Here is a 19,454-nt window from a genome sequence, read left to right as displayed (position 1 = left end):
TATTCTAACGTCGAACAAGACGTTCAGCCAGTGGGGAGAGGTTTTAGGCGATGGAATTATTGCGACGGCCATATTGGATCGGTTACTTCATCATTCAAGAGTGTTTTCTATTGATGGGCCAAGTTTTAGAATGAAAAACAAAGCTGCCAAATAAGGTGGCAGCTTTGTATAATTTTAACCCGACGATTTTGTATAAAATTAAACGTCCTTGACAAGTAAGCTATTTCTTATTGAATTTTTTACAAATTGTTAATGTAAAAATAATTAGAGAGAAATACATTAAACCTCCAATAATTGCAAGAAATGCAACAGCAATAATTTCATTTTCAAAAAAATAGTATCCACAAAATAGGGATATAGCTTTTAAAAATAGCATGGTAGTAGTAAAAAACAAGTGAAAGCGTTGGGCTGATAAAACTGGCAAAGCTTTTATAGATGGCCTACTAATTAGTAAAAAATAAAATTCTATTGACAACCAACGCGCAAATTCTCCAGCTATTACCCACTCCTTACCAAACACTACTTCAAACAAAGATGGTCCTATTATAACTAACAAACCAAATGGGAGCATACCTACCCCAGCTAACGCCAAAGTAGCCTTTGTAAGTATATTTACTAAATTTTCGTTGTTTTTATGTGCTTTTGCAATTCTAGGATAAAAGACTTCACCAACAGAACTCCCTATTAAACCAATAGGTTGATTTAACACACTTCTGCACAAGGTATAAAATCCTGCAACAGAAGGACCGAATAAAGACCCTAAAAAAAATATAGGCATACTCTTGGAGACTGCGCTTATAAGAACTTCAGGCGCTCTATACATAGGAAAATCATAGTACTTCTTAGCATACTTTATTAGAGTTGCTTTGCTTTTCATCTTCATAAAGTTACCTGACTTCTTTTTAGTCGATAAGTGCATTAACAAAGCAGTAACGCCCTGTTTTAAGGCAGAAATAACAATTAACACTGAAGCAATCGGGTAAAATAAACCAATGAAAATCATTCCACCATTTGTTAAAATTGGTTGTAAAATAGTGGCTTTAGATACTATTTTAAATTCATTTTTTCTAATAAGCCATTGCTTAATAACTTGCATGTACCCTGCGGTTAAAATTACTAGAGGAATTAAAAATAGATATTTAGAGATCTCTTCTGCTTGAATTAACGTTGCAATTTGTTTATAAGAAAATAGTAATATAATCAGCGATAATATTGTCATAATAAGAGTGATTATTAGAGATAGCTTAATAATTATTTTCGCTTCATCATCTCCTTTAGGTAAAACAATAGCAATTGGATAAGACAATGCAGCAATTGGAATAATAACTGTTACTATAGCTAAAAATGTCCCCATCAATCCATACGCCTCAGGTCCATATAATCTTGTCACTATAGGCAAAAGAAGAAATGTAACAACTTGAGCCATTGCAGTACCTGTGGCAATTATTAGTACATTTTTCACAAACTTTTTTTTAAGGAAATTATCTACTAATTGTTTCATATGAAATCCCTCTTTTAATTTGCTTTTATGAATTTTCATATTGAACCCAGAATTGCTTTTTTTAAAATAAAATTTTTTAGATCCTATACTCAATAAAATTGTCATAAAAAAACAGAACTTTCACTTTTATGTTAAAAAGAAAACATTATAGGAAAGTTCTATTTTTATAAAAAATTTGCTGCAAATGCTTTTAATGAATTATAAGTATTGTATTTAAACAAGAAAAGTGAGATTTAAACTGTAGAATTTTAACGTACATTTGTGAAGTCCAACAATTCTGAGTATAATTCTTTATGCTTCTCAATGTTTCTTTGAAATTCATACTTCTTATGGTACCTGTCATAAAAATATCGCTTGGAACTTATTATTTCATCTCTATTAACTAAGAGATTTTCTATAATCTTAGATGCTTCTTCTGCTGTATTGAATGTATATTTCTCATCACCTATAACTTCAGCTAAACCATCTACATTAGTACCTATAACAATATTATTTCTCGCCATAGCTTCCACTGCCGTCCTGCCAAATGACTCCCACTTTGAAGAAAGTAAGAAGCAATCCATTGCGTAATATAATTTATCTACCTCTTCATTATTAAGATTAATAAAAGCCTTGAGATTTTTCTCTCCTACTAATTGTTTAACTTCTTCTATATACTGTTTTGCTCTTTTATGAGAATCATTAGTCTTATCTGTACCTAGTATAATTACAAAGCTAACATTTTCCATTTTTTTGCAGTATTTTATTATTTCATAAGCTAAAGGCCAATTTTTTTGTTTGCTAAACCTTCCACATAGCCCAATAACAAATTTATTTTGATCAATGTTGTTAATTTTTCTAATTAGTCCTTGCATGTCTCTGTCATAATAACCATATTTTTCACCAGCTGTATTATGAATTACTGTAAATTTATCTTTGTATTCTTTATAGTAGGGGTATTTTTCAGCATAATTTTTTTGGTTAACAACGGTAGTAGTAATTACTTTATCAGATTTCTTAATAATACTATTAATGGATTTAGTTGTTGATTTACCATACTTACCGTAAACTCCTCTATCTGTAAAAACTATTTTAGTTTTTTTACTTATAGCCCCAATTCTAACCAGAAAATTAATGACTATTAAAGTAGCGGACATTTGCACGTGAATTAAATCTGGATTAACTTTTTTTATATTCTTAAATATATCTATTACCATCCTAATTATTTTTGCAGCATTTTTTCCTCTAAGGATAAAGTTATCGTAGTTTTCAAGCACAATATGTTTTTCATTAAATGCTTGTCCATTAGGAGTTAATATGTATACCTCGTAATCCTGGCGTAAGCCCTGCATTAATACTTTCATAGACTGTTGAGCACCACCAGACTTATTTAAGTCTGCGTCACTTAAATACAATATTTTAGGTTTACTCAAACTATTTCACTCCTTACGCTATTAGTTTAACTTAACTTATTACTCTGAAGACGATAGTGAAGTTAGCTCTTATCATTATAAAGGGGGAAACTAAACTTGCTTCTATTCATTTATTAAAATGACTTTTCAGTACTTTTATACTTTTCGATTTCTTGAGGCGAACTTTTTAAGAATAAATAATTTATTATTAACCCTATTAATACCCAAAATTTTATGTCAGTTAAATATGTCTGACTTACCATCAAATGTACAAAACCTAGGTTTATCCATATAATAAGCATGTTATACTTTTCTCTATCTTTTGTAAGTAAAGATTTTATTATCATAAGCAATAAGATTATTATTGCAATCCCACCTATAATTATCCCAAAGTTCACAAAAACTTCTATAAACAAGTTGTGGGCATAGCCTCCTAATGCTCTATCACCGCCTATACCTAAGCCTAGAATAGGATTTTCAGATATTTTCATTAATAAGTTTCGATAAATAATATCTCTCCCGCTTAGGTGTAGTTCTTCGTTCATAAAAAGCTGTAGAGTTCTGCTATCTATTCCAAAACCCAAAAGAAAATTATATATAAATTTAACAATTATCTCCTTATAAAAGAATATAATTGAAAATGCTGATAAAGTAAGAATCATGTAAAAAACTTTATTATAAGAAAATTTAGAATCAAGCCTTATTAATCTCAAAGCTATAAACACAAATATACATAAAATCGCGCCCCTTGAACCAAGGGCTAATATTACTAAAAGTGAAACTAAAGTAATTATGAAAGAAAGAAATGTTTTTTTGTCAAAGAATTCATTTAAAAAAACAAGAGTTGGGATCAACATGTAATAAGATATTGACATACTGTATGTATCTATAGCAGTAGTTCCCGAAAATATTATAAAACCCGAAATTGCCCCGAATATAAAGATTAAAATGCTTGAAACTTTCATAACGCTTTTCATAATATTCCAGTTTTCTAAACTCATACTATAAAAAAGTGCAGGTAAGCACATAAAGAAAAAAGGTAATATCAAACTTTCTATGAATGCATGATTTTCAGGAAACAATAAATAATGGAGAGCAAATAAAAGCAGAGCTAATAAGGTTGCTATAATGACTTTAATTTTATTTCTTTTTAATACCACTGGAAATGCATACAAAAATAAGAGGCCTACTAGAATTTTAGACATTAGTTGCACTCTACTAGCATTTGAAGTTTCAAATAAATTAAAAGTTACTAATATAAAATACTGAAATGTAAGAACAACTAAAGTCGCCATTAAAGCAATGCTAATTTTCATATCCTCAGAATCTTTGATGTGTAGTAGTTTTCTATTTTTCCCTTCTAACATTATCCTACCTCATAACATTTAAAAATTATACTCACTATTTATATCTGTATATATACCTAAATAGGCATTAGCTAAGATATTCCAATTAAATTTATCACTTTTTCTTATACAATTATCTGATAAACCTTCAAATTCAGAGATAATATCACAAAGGCGATCTGCTATCTCTTTTTCATTTGAACTTTCTACGTGATAACCAACTTCCCCTTCCTCAAATTGCTTGTCAAATCCCTGTCCTTTAGAGTAAATAATTGGTAAACCTTGACTCATTGCCTCAGCATAAACTAAACCAAATGTTTCTGTTATTGATGGCATTATAAATATATCATTTCTGCGGTATATATCTATTAGTTCCTCTTTTGGTTTTGGTGATATATATTTTACATAAGGAAAGTCTTTAAATTGCTTATAAATTGACTCATCTACTATCTTCCCAACTATAGTAAACTTAACATGCCATCCTTTTCTTTGGAGAATATTAATTGCTTTTAACGTTGTATTTAAGTTTTTATTCTTATTAATAACACCAATGTATAACAATCTAACAACTCTTTGATTAAGCTTTTTTTTAGGTACTGCTTTATTTTCAAACCAAAAATCATCTATTCCATTAGGTATAACTTCTGTCTTTTCAACAATATCTTCTTTAAATTTGTTAGGTACATATTTCTCTATAACTTGTTCCTTATAAGAATCAGATAAAAATATTATCTTATCTGATTCCCTTAATATTTTTATTCCGAGTTTTCTTAAATTTAGCATATATTTAAAGAAAGTATTAACGTCAGTATTTCTAACAGCTACTACGTATGGTATACCATACTCTCTTTTTAGCTTCATCGCTACATAGCCGTTAGAAAATAGAGAATGAGCATGTATGACTGAGTAATCTTGTACCTCAAATTTTTTTAATATATCTTTATAAATCTTATAGTGCTTTAAATGAAATAATATCCTATCATACTTTCCATGATTAACACTAACCTTTGTATATTGACCAAGGTTTATACTTGATCTACTCTGTGAAGAAGATATTGGAACAAACACATCTAGGTTTAAACCACTTTTAATTTGCTCATTGTATAAATTTTCATAAAATCCACTAACGCTATAATACGAGTTAATATGTAATACCTTCACACTCAATCCCCTTCGCATTAACAATATTCTTTAACCTATTACGGGACTATAGTCTCCAATAACTGTAACCTTTTTCTTCTACCTCTGATTTATTTAAAATACTTTTAGCATCCATAAGAATTTTCTCTTTATTACTATAATCACCAAATAAAGAATCTAAATCTTCCCAACTCATCTCTTTAAACACATCATGAGCGACTGTTAGTACCAAACAATCTGCATCTTTAACTTCCTTGATATCTACTAAATCGATTCCATATTCGTATTTAGTTTCAGTGACATCAGCTTCAGGATCAACTACAATTGGTTCTATACCATATTCTCTTAAGTTTTCAATAATATCTACAACCTTTGAATTTCTAGTATCAGGAGTGTTTTCTTTGAATGTCATCCCTAAAATAACAACCTTTGATTTCTTTACTACCTTATTAGCTAATATTAATTTTTTTATAATTGCATCAACAATAAAACTTCCCATTCCATTGTTTATTTTTCTACCAGATAAAATAATTTGACTGTGATAACCTAATTTTTCTGCTTCATATATAAAATAATAAGGGTCTACACCTATACAATGCCCACCAACAAGACCTGGATAAAATCTCAAAGCGTTCCATTTGGTATTCATAGCCTCAATAACATCATTAGTATCTATATCCATCCGATCAAACACCATAGCTAGTTCATTCATAAAAGCAATATTAATATCTCTTTGACTATTTTCTACTACTTTTGCAGCCTCGGCAACTTTGATAGAACTTGCTTTATGTATCCCAGCTTCAATTACCAATTCATACACATTAGCAATTTCTTCTCTACTTTCTATATCCATTCCTGAAACTATTTTAACTATACTTTCAAGTGTATTAACTTTATCTCCAGGGTTAATCCGTTCTGGTGAATATCCTACCTTAAAATCAATTCCACATTTAAGTCCAGATTCCTTTTCAAGGATGGGAATACAGACGTCTTCTGTAACACCTGGATAAACTGTAGATTCATATACTACTATTGACCCTTTAGTCAAATTACGACCAATGATTTCACTTGCTCCTTCAACTGGGGCGAGATCGGGTGTTTTGTCTGAGTTGATTGGAGTAGGTACAGCAACAATATGAAATTTTGCCTCTTTAAGTTTCTTTTCATTTGAAGTAAACTCTAAGCTAGACTCTTTGATTGCTTTATTACCAACCTCGTTTGTAGGGTCCACACCTGATTTGTATAGTTTCACTTTCTTTTTATTTAAGTCAAAACCTATTACTTCAACATGGTTTGCAAAAGCAACTGCTATAGGCATTCCAACATATCCCAAACCAATTACGGCAATTTTTTCTTTTCTCTCTAGCAAATCATTATATAACAAAATTTAATTCCTCCCGTTTTCTCTGTACTCTTACCTTGTACTTTCTGCTTTTTCCCAAAATGGTTTTGCTTTTCCAGTTAATATTTTAAATACACCAGCCCATTGAGCAAAGATAGTAATACAGTAATAATAAATCATTGTTAAGTACCTATTGTTAGTCTTAGTTAATAATTTTACTAAGGCTAATAGGTAAAACAACAACTGTCCACCAAAAGTTGTAACATAAAACCATGATTCAGAAATCAAAAACATATTGGTTAATAAAACCACTAAATGGGAGATCCATAATAAATACCTGCTCGTCCTATGTCCTAGATAAAAATAAGAAAACCACTTATACTTAAAAAAATTTAATATTCTAATATCAGGAAGGATATAGTACAAAATCCCTCTATTCATTCTAACTTTTCGTTTAAACTCGTCTTCAATTACCTCACCAGCTTTTTCAAATGCTATAGCATCTGGATTGTATATTGCTTTCTTATGTCTTAATGCGAAATATATCGGCATTATTCCATCATGGCTTCTTAAAGGTGAAAAATCATAATATTCTTCATTCCGACAAGCATATAGCGCACCATTCCCTGCACTAATTGTTTGAATATCACTCTCTATTGCTCTAAGTCTAAGGTTTCCATCCCAATACGTAGTTTCAGATTTTGATACTGAGCTAGAATCCTCATTTATATATGTTAATTTGCCACAAACATAACTTACATCTTGAGAACTAAATGAGGCCACTAATTCTTTAACTGAATTACGTTCTAACATTGAATTAGCATCTGTCATAATTAATATTTCATTTTTTACAGTTTTTTGCGCCTCATTTTGGGCATTTGTTTTTCCCTGTCTCTTTTTAACTTTAAATAACCTAATATTTATATCTGAATTTCTTTCTATAAAACTTTCTACTATCTCATTTGTCCTGTCAGTACTATTATCTGATGTAATTAAAACTTCTATTTTATCCCTTGGATATGCCAATTTTGAGATATTTTCTAATTTTTCTTTTATTACTTTTTCTTCGTTATGGGCCACTACCATCAGTGTTACTGATGGTTTATATGAATAGTCTTTTACAATATTAGGTTGTTTATTAAACCTTCTTAAGACTCTCATAGAAAGTGGATACCCAATCATAGCCCAAAATATTATGAAAGCACTTAAATAAAAACATATACTTAAAAATACAAGCATTTTTTACCTCTTCTCTTTTTGTGGTTTCATATTAGGAAATTTTTAAGATCTGTAAGCAGGAAAGAAACTCGTATTTTCTTTTAAAGAATTTATTCTGGAAAGTTCATTATAAACCTCTTCATTCCAAACTTTTTTTCCAGTATAAAAAAAGAATTCTGTGTTTTTTCCAAACTGTTTTTTAAATTTATACAAGCTGTCTTCAGGGCTATTTGATCTCCCTCCACCGTGATGGATTAATGCAAAACCATTTTCTTTTCCCCATAAAGTTATTGCGTATCTTAGAATATAAGCTGGTGATAAATAAAGATATTCACTAAGTGTTCCAGATAGGTGAATGTGTATTTTGTCTCCATAGATAAAATAGAAACCCATAGCTATTATTTCTTCTCCATATAGAGCTTCTACTACCACAATATTATCTCCGAATAAATCCATGCATTTACTAAAGTATTCATTATCAAAGTAGTAATATTCAGAAGCTTGATTTCGATTCATTGTTGAGAAATAAACATCTTTAAATCTTTTTAAATTATTAGGGTCCTTCGTAATTCTATAAGAAACTTTTTCATTTAGTGCTTTTCTCACGTTTTTTCTACATGATTTTGAGAATTCCGACTGAAAAGGGTCCTCAAAATCAAAAAGATTTGTACCAACCGTATCTCTAACGTGTTCTATTTCATAACACCTTTTAAAGTCATTAGCATTTTTAACAATTGGATGAAAACGCACAAATTCACTAACAATATTTCTTTCTTTACAATACTCCCCAAATTTTATTTCGAATTCATAAACTAATTTTTCTTTACACCCCTCTTTATAATCTACTATCAGAGGACCTCCATAACCATAAGGAGTAACTAAATCATAGTATGTATATCCATTTAACTTCATAGGTATTTCACGTTTAATAAACATGTGGTAAACTTCACCAAATTCACTATTTAATTTAAAAACTTTACATTCACCATTTTCAATTTTTTCATACAACTTTCCATAGTTAGGTTCAAAATATATATCAATCACTTCATCAACCTCTTTTTCATAATAACTCTTTCAATCTCAAAGCTTTTTTTATTGTAAAAGTTAACAGCAGCCTCATTATCATAAGTAACATATAACTCTATTTCTTTTATATCATTAATATTTGCGTAGGTTTCTACTTTCTCTAGTAAACTTCCTCCTATTCCAAGTCTTTGAAATTTTTCATGGACTACAAAATGATTTATGTGAATAACAGTATTATAACTATCTTTTCTTTCAAAAAACCAAATAAATCCAGCAAGGTCTCCTTCATAATTTATTGAAAATACTTTTGCTTTTTTTTCCGTTAAATAATTTTTAAGATTATCAATTCTTCTATAGAATGAATCTTCATCAAATTTTTCGGTTGGAAAACTTTTTTCAAATGATCTTTTGAGCATTTCTACCATTTCATCTCTATGGTTTTCGACGTCAGTAATTCCAAATTCAATTATTTCCATTTTTCTTCACACCTCTTTCGATGTCTAAATTCTTCATTACATGTTCATTTCCTACAGCGATGTCTTCTCTTTGAATCACTTTTTTTAAAGTACGGTAGATTATGTTCATATCCTTCTTAAAAGATAAATGATTCGCATAACTGACATCAAGGCTAAGACGCTTGTCCCACTCAAGATAATTGCGTCCATTCACTTGAGAAAGCCCAGTCAAACCAGGTCTCACGGTATGCCGTAGTTTTTCTTCCTCTCTATAGAAGGGTAAGTATTTTATTAATAAAGGTCTAGGACCTACAATGGACATATCTCCTTTAAGGATATTAAACAATCCTGGTAGTTCATCTAATGAACTAGACCTTAAGAACTTCCCAAACTTAGTTAACCGCAAACTATCTGGTAGAAGTTCCCCTTGCTCATCTGTTTCATTTGTCATAGTCCTGAACTTGTACATTGTAAAAATTTTCTCATTAAGACCAGGACGTTTCTGTTTGAACAATACCGGACTACCAATTTTAGTCTTAACTAAAATCCCAACAGTCAATACCACTGGGCTTAGTACAACGATTGCGATAGATGATAAAGTAAAATCTAGAGGTCTTTTTATATAATTTTTATAAATTTCGTTATTTACGACTCTCATAACTAATCCCACAATCCTTTAATGGTTTCTATAACTCTTTCTATATCTTCATCCGTCATCTTCGTATCACTCGGTAAGCAAACACCATTTTCAAATAATTCATCAGCTACATTTGTTCCCACGAAATCATATTCATCAAAGAAAGGCTGTAAGTGCATAGGCTTCCAAATTGGCCTAGCCTCAATATTTTCTTTTTCAAGAGCTTCCATAACGTCAATCGGTCTAACTTTACCATTTAGCGTCAAGCTGCTCAGCCAATAATTAGGCTTGTCCCAATCATTATCAGGCATAAAAGAAACACCTTCTAAAGTTTCTAATTCCTCTTTATAAAAATTGAAGATATACCTTTTTTTAGCAACTCTTTCTTCTAAAACCTTTAGTTGTCCTCTTCCAATACCAGCACAAACATTGCTCATTCTATAATTATATCCTAATTCACTATGCTCATAGTGTCGGGCTTGGTCTCTTGATTGCGTTGCCCAAAAGCGAGCTTTCGCAATTCTTTCTTCGTCTGATGAAACCAGCATACCTCCACCTGAAGTGGTAATGATCTTATTTCCATTAAATGAAAAGACTCCATAGTCTCCAAATGTGCCTGTTTGTTTACCTTTATAATAACTGCCTAGTGATTCCGCTGCATCTTCAATAACTTTCACATTATAACGACGACATATTTTCATAATTTCATCCATGTTTGCGGAAAGTCCATATAAATGAACAACTATTACTGCTTTCACTTCAGGATATTTCAAGAAAGCTTGTTCAAGAGCTTTAGGACACATATTCCAAGTTTGTTCATCACTATCTATGAAAACTGGAGTTGCATTTTGATATATGATTGGGTTTACTGTTGCAGAAAATGTTAAGGTGGGGCAAAAAACTATATCACCTTCACCCACTCCAATCGCTTTTAACGCGAGGTGGATAGCAGCAGTTCCAGAGGTTAATGCAGCTGCATGCTCACTGTCTACTTTGTCTGCAAGTTCTTTTTCAAATTCATTTACATTTTTTCCTAAAGGAGCAATCCAGTTTGTATCAAACGCTTCTTTAACATATTCCATTTCATAACCCTCATCACTCATATGCGGTGACGAGAGAAAAATTTTATCTCTCATAAACTTAGAACTTCCTTCCTCTTCTAAAGAAATAAGTATGTACTCTATTACTAATTATCAATTAGTTGGCTAGGACTTAATTGGATTTGATTTCATCTTATCCAAACAACTACTAACCTACTAAATGAAAGATTTAACAATGTCTCCTTAAAATTAAGGAGACATCACCTTATTTAGATTATCTTGATAACACTGTATTACTAACTGCAACTGAAGGTCTGCCTACCGAATGATACTCAATACGGTTTTCCTTCATCTCTTCAATAGAGAAGCAATTACGTCCATCAATTACAAGTGGGTATGTCATGCGATCAAATACATCTAACTTAGCATTCTTAACTTCATCCCACTCCGTAAGTACTAATGCAGCATCACTACTTGTTACAGCTTCTTCAACTCCATTAGCATACTGAACCTTATCATTAAGGATTCTCTTTGCATTATCCATTGCAATAGGATCATAAGCTACTACTTCAGCACCAAGATTTATTAATTCTTCAGTCACAACCAATGAAGCAGCTTCTCGCATATCATCCGTATTCGGCTTAAACGCTAGCCCTAACACAGCAACACGCTTGCCTTTCAAGTCAGGAATACGTTCATTAAGCTTTTCTAGTAGAAGACCTTGCTGCTTTTGATTTACTTTAACTACACCTTTAAGCAATTCGAAATCATATTCTACGTTTCCAGCAATTTGTATTAAAGCCTTCGTATCCTTAGGGAAGCAAGAACCTCCATATCCGATACCAGCATTCAGGAACTTATCACCAATTCGCTTATCCATACCCATGCCGTTAGCTACGTCTTCCACGTTCGCATCCACACGTTCACAAATATTAGATATTTCATTAATAAAACTGATTTTTGTTGCAAGAAAGGCATTAGAAGCATATTTAATCATTTCGGCACTTTTCACATCTGTTCTGAAAACTGGTACGCCAAACGGTTGATTAATTTCTTCAATTACATTAGCAGCTTCTTCGCTTGCAGTTCCTACGACGATTCGATCACCATTAAAGGAATCATAGATGGCTGAACCTTCTTTTAAAAATTCAGGATTAGAAACAACTTCTACCTTAACATTGGCAACCAGATGATGATCAATAATCGACTGAATTCGATTGTTGGTTCCTACAGGCACCGTACTCTTCGTTACTACGATAATATCTCGAGTAACGTTTGTCGCAATATCTTTTGCTACTTGTTCCACAAATTCTAAATTGGCCGAACCATCTTCTTTTTCAGGAGTGCCTACAGCTATGTAAATCACTTCAGCATTTTGAAACCCTTCTGCATGCTGTGTCGTAAAAAACAATCGGTTTTCATTAATATTCTTGGTCATCATATCAGATAGTCCAGGCTCGTAAATAGGGGACAATCCCTGCTGCATTTTTAATACTTTTTCTTCATCAATATCAATACACGTTACGGTATGTCCGATCTCTGATAAGCTAACCCCTGTAACTAACCCAACATAACCAGTACCCACTACGGCTATCGTTCTCATCATCATTCCTCCATCCGGTGTTATTATTGGCTTACTTTATTACCGACCAGCGACTCTAGTAATTCTTCAACGTCTGCCCCAATTTCTTCATTTTTTAAAGCGAACTCAATCGTCGTTTTAATAAATCCGAATTTCTCTCCCACGTCATAGCGGCTTCCGGCAAAGTCATAAGCAAATACGCTTTGTAATTCGTTTAATTCCTGAATGGCATCAGTAAGTTGGATTTCTCCGCCAGCACCCGTTTTATGTTGGTCTAAGAAGTCGAAGATCTCAGGGTTTAATACATAGCGGCCCATAATGGCTAAGTTTGAAGGAGCCGTTCCTTGTTTAGGCTTTTCAACAAAACGATTTACCTGATAAAGTCGCTCGTTCTTATCAGATGGGTCAATGATGCCATAACGGTGGGTTTGATGATCTTCTACTTGCTGCACACCAATAATAGAAGAATTCGTTTCTTCATATTGGTCGATCAACTGTTTTAAACAAGGAGTATCTGATTCCACGATATCATCCCCCAACAGTACCGCGAATGGCTCATTTCCGATAAATTTGCGTGCACTCCATACAGCATGACCTAATCCTTTTGGTTCTTTCTGACGTATGTAATGAATATCAACATTTGATGTTTCATTAACTTTTTCCAGCAGATCGAACTTTTCTTTCTTCATTAAGTTATCCTGTAATTCGAAGTTATTATCAAAGTGATCTTCAATCGCACGTTTGCCTTTACCCGTTACAATAATAATGTCTTCAATTCCTGAGTGAATGGCCTCTTCAATGATATACTGAATCGTTGGTTTGTCTACGATAGGTAGCATTTCTTTCGGCATGGCTTTCGTAGCGGGTAAAAACCTGGTGCCTAAACCAGCTGCAGGGATGATCGCTTTTTTTACTTTTTTCATTTTAATTCCTCCCCTTTGCTCTCTTAATTGGAAACAGAAACTTCTTTATTTTTATCTTCAATTAAATGAAATACTGTATCTTTGATTTCTTTAGCAGCAATATTTTCAAACTCCACGTTAATAAAGTTAAATAGCTCCTCTACCGGAACGTCATTGTTTTTGCCGATATAGATCTTAGGATAAATTTGTTCTGGGTGAACTTCATTTTCTCCTAATAATTCTTCGTACATTTTCTCCCCAGGTCGAATTCCGTTAAATTCAATAGGGATATCTCTTTCTGTAAAGCCTGATAATGAAATCAGATTCTTAGCTAAGTCTACAATCTTTACAGGCTCGCCCATATCAAGGACAAATATTTCGCCTCCACGCGCTAATGCTCCAGCTTGAATTACTAGCCTCGATGCTTCAGGAATGGTCATAAAATATCGTGTCATTTCTGGGTGAGTCACTGTGACAGGCCCCCCGTTGGCAATTTGTTTCTTAAATAAAGGTATGACGCTTCCGCGGCTGCCTAGCACATTGCCGAAGCGCACTGCTACAAATCTTGTCTTGCTTACCTGACTTAGTGATTGAATCACCATTTCAGCCACTCGTTTTGTCGCACCCATCACGTTAGTTGGGTTTACAGCTTTGTCAGACGAAATTAATACAAAGTTGGGTACTCCTGCTGAATCAGCAGCTTCAGCCACATTCTTTGTACCGAATACATTGTTTTTAACTGCTTCTTTCGGATTCGCTTCCATGAGTGGCACATGCTTATGAGCAGCGGCATGGTAAATATAAGACGGCTTGTAATCATGAATAATTTCAAAGATGCGGTCCCGATCCTGGATATCGGCAATCACCGTCACAAGCTCCGTTTCCGTATCGAGTTGCTTTAACTCCATATGAATGGTATAAATGCTATTTTCGCCGTGGCCTAATAAGATCAATTGTCTCGGACCAAACTTAATCAGCTGTCGGCAGATTTCGGAACCAATCGATCCGCCAGCTCCTGTGACAAGCACCGTTTGACCATTGATTTCGCTTGAAATGGACTGAATGTCCATTTCAACAGGCTCACGTCCCAATAAATCTTCAATGGACACATCTCGAATGCTGTTTACGGATACGTTTCCTAAGGCAATGTCTTCGATCATCGGGAGCGTTTGCACATTCTTAACGATGCCCTGAGCGCTTTGGATGATTTCTTTCATTCTTGATTGTTCTGTAGATGGCATTGCGATAACGACGTGATTAATGTGGTGTTTTTTCACCACTTCATTGAGATCTCTTGTGCTCCCTAACACGGGCAGTCCTGCTATCGTTAAGTGATGCATCGTAAAGTCATCGTCGATAAACCCGACTAGATTCGAATTTACTTCGTTAGAATTCTTCATTTGACGAGCGAGCATCTGCCCTGCTGATCCGGCACCTATAATTAATGTTTGCTTGGCATTCGGGTTATTGCGAATAAGCTTGGCTTTTTTACCTTTTGGATTGAGTGTCAGTCCATATGTTTTATAATAGCGCCAGGCAAATCGTACGCCTCCGATTAGTAAAATATGTAGCATCCATGTGATGATTAGTGCTCTTTGATAGATTAATTCAAATGCTAATAATTGAACAATCGCTGCCGATACAATAGATAAAGAGACAACTACGAGGATCCCAGTGAGCTCCTCCATGCTGGCATAGCGCCATTTTCTTCTATACATTCCAAATACGCTTGAGAATAAATGGTGGGTTGCTAATAATGTCAATGCTGAGACAAACATCATTAAGTCAAATGCAGTATCAGACGGACCTAAGAAAAAGTGAGAGAAATAAATAGAAAAGGATACAATGGCTGAATCGATTAAAATTAATAGAATCAGTCTTTTCCTAAAGGCTGTAGTCAAAATTCATCACTCCCCTTTCATTTATTTAATAGAATTTAGAATAGACCTAAAAGTTTTTTCTTCTTTTTAATTTCTAACGGTGTATCCGCTGCAAGCCCTTCCCCTTCAACTAAGTACGCTGCATTTTCTGCAAACAAATAAACCATGGATGATCCATAGTTTTCCCTTAGTACGTCGTATGCATCTGTCATACAAAACCCGCGGCTTGTGGTGTTGTGGGCATCAGATGCAATCAGGTGGGTTAAGTTAGCTTCAATTAATTGGTGGGTGAATTTCTTAATATTTTTACCGAATCGGCCAGTGAGACTGGCGGCTGTAATTTGGGTGTAGGCTCCCCGGCTGACCATGTTGTAGAGTAGACTTGGATGCTGGATGATTTGTCGGTTGCGTTCCGGGTGAACGATGATCGGCTGGTAGCCTTCGAGTTGAATATCAAATAGTAATTGCTTGGAGTATCTCGGTACGGCGTCGGAAGGAAATTCTACGAATATGTACTTGCCCTGGTTAGTTAATGATAGAATTTCGTCTGCCTGCAGGCTGTCAATCATATCTCCGTGGATTCTCGTTTCCTGACCTGGCAGTACGGTTAAAGGGATATCATAGTTTTTAAGATTTTCATTTAAGGTTCCCACTTGATGTAGGATGCTATGTTTGTCGTTGTTGTACTTTCCATTCTGATGGTGGGGGGTGGCGATGATCGTATGTATGCCGTCCTCAACCGCTGCTTTCGCCATTTCCACACTGTGTTCAAGCGTTTGCGCACCATCATCGACTCCGGGGAGTATGTGGCTGTGTATATCAATCAAGTATTCTAGCTCCTCTCTATCTCACATTCACATTTCGTTCACTTTAATGGTTTAGATTGGTACAAGTATAGCAGGTTTTTCCTGTGATTTGAAGGTCGCATTTATGATATTTACACTATTTTTGTAAAGATTTAACGAAATATGCCGATATTACAAGGTATATTTCTCTTAAAAAACTTTTGGGTCTTTTGAATTATTTTGTAAGAATCCGCTTTCATTGACTGAATATTCACAAAAAAATAACTAAGCCGGCAGAAAAGGCTTAGTTATTTTTTAAATAAATGGGTTTAAAAAATGCCTAACACTTTTTTCTTTTTCACATGTTCGGGCGGTTCACTTGCCAGTGGTTCGCTATCGATTAAGTATTGTGCGTTTTCGGAGAAGAAATGGACCATCTCCTGGCCGTGCTGCTTCTTGATTTCACTGAAGGCTCCTCTCATATAGAACGTGCGCCCTTTTGACTTATGGGCATCGGAGGCTATCAGGTGAGCTAAGTTCGCTTCGATCAGCTGGTGGGAGAGCTTCTTCGCTGGGCGGCCGAACTTGCCGACGATACTTGCAGCTGTTACCTGTGAGAATGCTCCTTTTTTCACAAATGAGTAAAGCAGGTTTGGATTATCCTGTAATTGTTCGTTTCGTTCGGGATGCACGATGACTGGCTGGTAGCCTTCGACCTGGAGGTTAAATAACAGGTTGGAGGCATAATTCGGCACTTGATCGTGAGGAAATTCCACGAATACATAGTGTCCTTCGTTAATGGTCAGGATTTCTTCCTTCTTAATGCCTTCGACCATATCTCCGCTTATTCTTGACTCCTGTCCTGGTAGCACGGTTAATGGAACCTCCCGCTCCTCAAGAACACGGTTTAATTCACTGACTTGAATGAGAATGTCGTGTTTATAATTATTGTATTCCCCGTTCTGATGGTGAGGTGTCGCTACTATGGTATCGATTCCTTCCTCAACTGCAGCTTGCGCCATGCCTACGCTTTCTTCCATGGATTGTGCGCCGTCATCGACTCCGGGTAGTATGTGGCTGTGAATATCAATCATAAGATTATCCCTTCCCTTTACTAAGTCTATACCTATTCCGTTTCCTAGAATTTCTCTTTTTGTACATTCTAGGGGTTAATTGACCCTACCACTTCACATTGTCTTCTAAACGCGAGTTTATTGAAACGGGTCGAACCTCTTAATTTGACCTGAGGCTCCTGCTGAATTAGCCCTATTCCTTCTTCTTATTCTGATCTTTCCATATATTGAATTCTAAATATTCTCTGAACTGTTGCTTAGACAATCCGGATTCCATAGCTTCCCGGACGAGCTGAACCCATCCTTCGTCTAACGGTTGGTCATCGGCTGAGGTTTCTCCGCTGATTAAATAATTCACTGAGACATCCAGCACTTTGGCAACCTGCTCAATGAAGTGAATCGAGGGATTGGTCTGCTTCTGTCTTTCAATGGAGCTTACATATGACTTGGCGAATCCTGCCCGCTCGCCTAATTCAGCCATTGAAAGTCCTCGATGTCTTCGTATTTTATGAATCCGGTCCCCGATCATTTCTTCACCTCTTCTTTTGTCAATGTGCGTTCTCCTGATGATTAGACAGAATATCGAATGGTAATTATGTAAGACTATTTGAGTATAACAATACCACAAGACGCACTAAAATCCAATATATAGAAAACACATTTTATATAGTGAACGATAAAAGCTGAACGTGCATTATAAAGCAGTCTTTCGTTACCCGATAGAGTCATTAAACATAAAATGGATGATTTCTATTATTTTTTTCATGAGAAAAAAGGCTGATTTCTTTGTCGAATCAGCCTTTTCGTTGAGCCTGTTTTATTCAAAGAATGGAAATGAACTTACGTTTCTTTATATGCTCCGGCAGATCGCCCACTATCGGCTCTCCTTCAATCACGAGCCGGGCGTTGTAAGCGAGTTGCTCTTCCATGTCCGGGCCGTATGATTTCTTGATCAGCTGAAAGGCTTCCTTCATGTAGAACTTGCGCTTCTTCTCGAGCTTCATATCGGACGCGATCAAGTGCACGAGATTGGCTTCGATGAGCTGGTGGGAGAGCTTCTTAATTTTCTTCCCGTATTTACCGCACAGGCTTCCGGAGGCGAGCTGCGCTTTGGCTCCATTTTTTATGAGTGAATATAGGACGTTTGGGTTGTGTTGAACCTGCTCGTTATGTTCGGGCTGTGCGATGATTGGAATATAGCCTTCCATTTGCAGCTGAAACAGCAGCGTGCTTATATATTGCGGCACGTGGTCTTTCGGCAGCTCTAACAGCAGGTAGGGTGTATCCTCATTAATGGTCATGAGTTGGTTGTGCTTCAGGTCATCGAGTAAATCGCCGTGAATGCTGATCACCTGACCGGGCAGGACGGTGATGTTGATGCTCCTCCGCTGCAGGTGCTTGTTTACATCTTGAACCTGGGTGATGATTTCTTTTTTACTGTAAAGGTTGAGTCCTTCCCGGTAGGCTGGTGTGGCTGCTAGTGTGTGAATGCCTTCTGCGGCAGCCTTCTCAGCTAATGTGATGCTGTCTTCTATTGACTGAATGCCATCGTCCACGTCTGGTAGTATATGCGTATGAATATCGATCATTGATGCCTGACTTCCCCTTTATCTCTATATTTATTTAGTAGATATATACTAGCATCTGGAGGGCTGAACATTTTGTCATAACTTGGATGATTTTTTTCTGTTTATTTGTCGAATGAAAGCACAAAAAAATCACTTCCTGATGGTCGGAAGTGATTCTTTAGGTCTGCTTTAGTTGTTGCGGTTGCTTCTCCATTTGTTAAACTCCAGATATTCTCTGAACTGTTCTTTGGAGAGTCCGGAGTTCTGAGCTTCCTGGACGAGCTCGAGCCAGTCGTTGTCGAGGTGGACATCTTTGTCGGCAGAGTCACCGTGGAGAAGGTAGTTCATGGAAACGTCGAGTTCTCTTGATATCTTTTCCAGAAACTGAATGGAGGGGTTGGATTGAAGATTTCGTTCTATTGAGCTCAAATAGGACTTGGCGACCCCTGCTCGTTCGGCTAGCTCTGATAATGATAAATGGCGGTTCTTTCGGACGTGTTGGATGCGATCACCGATCATCCTATCACCTTCTTTCGTCGTATATGTGTTAAGTGTAGCATATTTTGTC

19 protein-coding genes are annotated in these 19,454 nt (G+C 35.1%); 1 reads left to right on the top strand and 18 read right to left on the bottom strand.

Annotation, left to right across the window (positions count from 1 at the left end; genetic code table 11):
• A partial coding sequence (locus LF822_RS21670; protein WP_253926182.1) for an ATP-binding protein occupies nt 1-154 on the top strand: 154 nt, incomplete at its 5' end.
• 66 nt (nt 155-220) lie between these two features.
• On the opposite strand, the gene LF822_RS21665 is transcribed toward LF822_RS21670, so the two are convergent.
• From LF822_RS21665 to LF822_RS21580, 18 genes are all read right to left on the bottom strand, one after another.
• Nucleotides 221-1,501, bottom strand: coding sequence for a lipopolysaccharide biosynthesis protein (locus tag LF822_RS21665; RefSeq protein ID WP_253926177.1), 1,281 nt, complete (start codon nt 1,499-1,501; stop codon nt 221-223).
• 248 nt (nt 1,502-1,749) lie between these two features.
• Complete coding sequence (locus LF822_RS21660; protein WP_253926176.1) at nt 1,750-2,913, bottom strand: glycosyltransferase family 4 protein; 1,164 nt, start codon at nt 2,911-2,913, stop codon at nt 1,750-1,752.
• A gap of 113 nt (nt 2,914-3,026) precedes the next feature.
• Nucleotides 3,027-4,259 carry an O-antigen ligase family protein gene (locus LF822_RS21655; RefSeq protein WP_253926175.1) on the bottom strand — a complete coding sequence of 411 codons (1,233 nt, stop codon included), beginning with the start codon at nt 4,257-4,259 and terminating at the stop codon, nt 3,027-3,029.
• 18 nt (nt 4,260-4,277) lie between these two features.
• Complete coding sequence (locus LF822_RS21650) at nt 4,278-5,399, bottom strand: glycosyltransferase family 4 protein (RefSeq protein WP_253926174.1); 1,122 nt, start codon at nt 5,397-5,399, stop codon at nt 4,278-4,280.
• A gap of 46 nt (nt 5,400-5,445) precedes the next feature.
• The gene (locus LF822_RS21645) at nt 5,446-6,765 is read right to left on the bottom strand and encodes a nucleotide sugar dehydrogenase (protein WP_371925989.1); all 1,320 of its coding nucleotides are present in this window, start codon (nt 6,763-6,765) and stop codon (nt 5,446-5,448) included.
• Nucleotides 6,766-6,792: 27 nt separating this feature from the next.
• Nucleotides 6,793-7,959 carry a glycosyltransferase family 2 protein gene (locus tag LF822_RS21640; RefSeq protein ID WP_253926173.1) on the bottom strand — a complete coding sequence of 389 codons (1,167 nt, stop codon included), beginning with the start codon at nt 7,957-7,959 and terminating at the stop codon, nt 6,793-6,795.
• 42 nt (nt 7,960-8,001) lie between these two features.
• A complete protein-coding gene (locus tag LF822_RS21635; RefSeq protein ID WP_253926172.1) occupies nt 8,002-8,982 on the bottom strand; it encodes a GNAT family N-acetyltransferase in 981 nt (326 codons plus the stop codon).
• A complete protein-coding gene (locus LF822_RS21630; RefSeq protein WP_253926171.1) occupies nt 8,979-9,440 on the bottom strand; it encodes a GNAT family N-acetyltransferase in 462 nt (153 codons plus the stop codon). Before LF822_RS21630 ends, LF822_RS21635 begins: the two co-directional genes overlap by 4 nt.
• On the bottom strand, nt 9,427-10,077 hold the full coding sequence (locus LF822_RS21625; protein ID WP_256522611.1) for a sugar transferase: 651 nt from the start codon (nt 10,075-10,077) through the stop codon (nt 9,427-9,429). The genes LF822_RS21630 and LF822_RS21625 overlap by 14 nt, the downstream gene beginning before the upstream one ends.
• A 2-nt stretch (nt 10,078-10,079) precedes the next feature.
• Nucleotides 10,080-11,192, bottom strand: coding sequence for a DegT/DnrJ/EryC1/StrS family aminotransferase (locus LF822_RS21620; RefSeq protein ID WP_253926170.1), 1,113 nt, complete (start codon nt 11,190-11,192; stop codon nt 10,080-10,082).
• A 178-nt stretch (nt 11,193-11,370) separates the two neighbouring features.
• The gene (locus LF822_RS21615) at nt 11,371-12,699 is read right to left on the bottom strand and encodes a UDP-glucose dehydrogenase family protein (protein WP_253926169.1); all 1,329 of its coding nucleotides are present in this window, start codon (nt 12,697-12,699) and stop codon (nt 11,371-11,373) included.
• A gap of 23 nt (nt 12,700-12,722) precedes the next feature.
• Nucleotides 12,723-13,601, bottom strand: a complete 879-nt coding sequence (galU, locus tag LF822_RS21610) for a UTP--glucose-1-phosphate uridylyltransferase GalU (protein WP_253926168.1) — start codon at nt 13,599-13,601, stop codon at nt 12,723-12,725.
• Between the two features lie 23 nt (nt 13,602-13,624).
• Entirely contained in the window at nt 13,625-15,481 is a 1,857-nt protein-coding gene (locus LF822_RS21605) for a polysaccharide biosynthesis protein (RefSeq protein WP_253926167.1), read from the bottom strand.
• A gap of 35 nt (nt 15,482-15,516) precedes the next feature.
• On the bottom strand, nt 15,517-16,287 hold the full coding sequence (locus LF822_RS21600) for a tyrosine-protein phosphatase (RefSeq protein WP_253926166.1): 771 nt from the start codon (nt 16,285-16,287) through the stop codon (nt 15,517-15,519).
• Nucleotides 16,288-16,574: 287 nt separating this feature from the next.
• A complete protein-coding gene (locus LF822_RS21595; RefSeq protein WP_253926165.1) occupies nt 16,575-17,339 on the bottom strand; it encodes a tyrosine-protein phosphatase in 765 nt (254 codons plus the stop codon).
• A gap of 172 nt (nt 17,340-17,511) precedes the next feature.
• Complete coding sequence (locus tag LF822_RS21590; protein WP_253926164.1) at nt 17,512-17,847, bottom strand: helix-turn-helix domain-containing protein; 336 nt, start codon at nt 17,845-17,847, stop codon at nt 17,512-17,514.
• A gap of 292 nt (nt 17,848-18,139) precedes the next feature.
• Nucleotides 18,140-18,907 (bottom strand): tyrosine-protein phosphatase, encoded by a 768-nt coding sequence (locus tag LF822_RS21585; RefSeq protein WP_253926163.1) that lies wholly within the window; start codon nt 18,905-18,907, stop codon nt 18,140-18,142.
• A gap of 168 nt (nt 18,908-19,075) precedes the next feature.
• Nucleotides 19,076-19,405, bottom strand: a complete 330-nt coding sequence (locus tag LF822_RS21580; protein WP_253926162.1) for a helix-turn-helix domain-containing protein — start codon at nt 19,403-19,405, stop codon at nt 19,076-19,078.
• Nucleotides 19,406-19,454: the final 49 nt, after the last annotated feature.

It is taken from the genome of Halobacillus sp. A5 (genome assembly GCF_024189315.1).
Classification (GTDB): domain Bacteria; phylum Bacillota; class Bacilli; order Bacillales; family Halobacillaceae; genus Halobacillus_A.
The sequence above is the reverse complement of the archived record's forward strand: the minus strand, read 5'-3'. Positions and strand labels throughout refer to the sequence as shown.

Bases quoted from the DNA above. Each gene is read 5' to 3' on its own strand.
- LF822_RS21665 (WP_253926177.1), bottom strand. From the start codon at position 1,501: ATGAAACAATTAGTAGATAATTTCCTTAAAAAAAAGTTTGTGAAAAAT.
- LF822_RS21620 (WP_253926170.1), bottom strand. From the start codon at position 11,192: ATGAGAGATAAAATTTTTCTCTCGTCACCGCATATGAGTGATGAGGGT.
- LF822_RS21590 (WP_253926164.1), bottom strand. From the start codon at position 17,847: ATGATCGGGGACCGGATTCATAAAATACGAAGACATCGAGGACTTTCA.
- LF822_RS21625 (WP_256522611.1), bottom strand. From the start codon at position 10,077: ATGAGAGTCGTAAATAACGAAATTTATAAAAATTATATAAAAAGACCT.
- LF822_RS21580 (WP_253926162.1), bottom strand. From the start codon at position 19,405: ATGATCGGTGATCGCATCCAACACGTCCGAAAGAACCGCCATTTATCA.
- galU (WP_253926168.1), bottom strand. From the start codon at position 13,601: ATGAAAAAAGTAAAAAAAGCGATCATCCCTGCAGCTGGTTTAGGCACC.
- LF822_RS21615 (WP_253926169.1), bottom strand. From the start codon at position 12,699: ATGAGAACGATAGCCGTAGTGGGTACTGGTTATGTTGGGTTAGTTACA.
- LF822_RS21630 (WP_253926171.1), bottom strand. From the start codon at position 9,440: ATGGAAATAATTGAATTTGGAATTACTGACGTCGAAAACCATAGAGAT.
- LF822_RS21595 (WP_253926165.1), bottom strand. From the start codon at position 17,339: ATGATTGATATTCACAGCCACATACTACCCGGAGTCGATGACGGCGCA.
- LF822_RS21585 (WP_253926163.1), bottom strand. From the start codon at position 18,907: ATGATCGATATTCATACGCATATACTACCAGACGTGGACGATGGCATT.
- LF822_RS21640 (WP_253926173.1), bottom strand. From the start codon at position 7,959: ATGCTTGTATTTTTAAGTATATGTTTTTATTTAAGTGCTTTCATAATA.
- LF822_RS21655 (WP_253926175.1), bottom strand. From the start codon at position 4,259: ATGTTAGAAGGGAAAAATAGAAAACTACTACACATCAAAGATTCTGAG.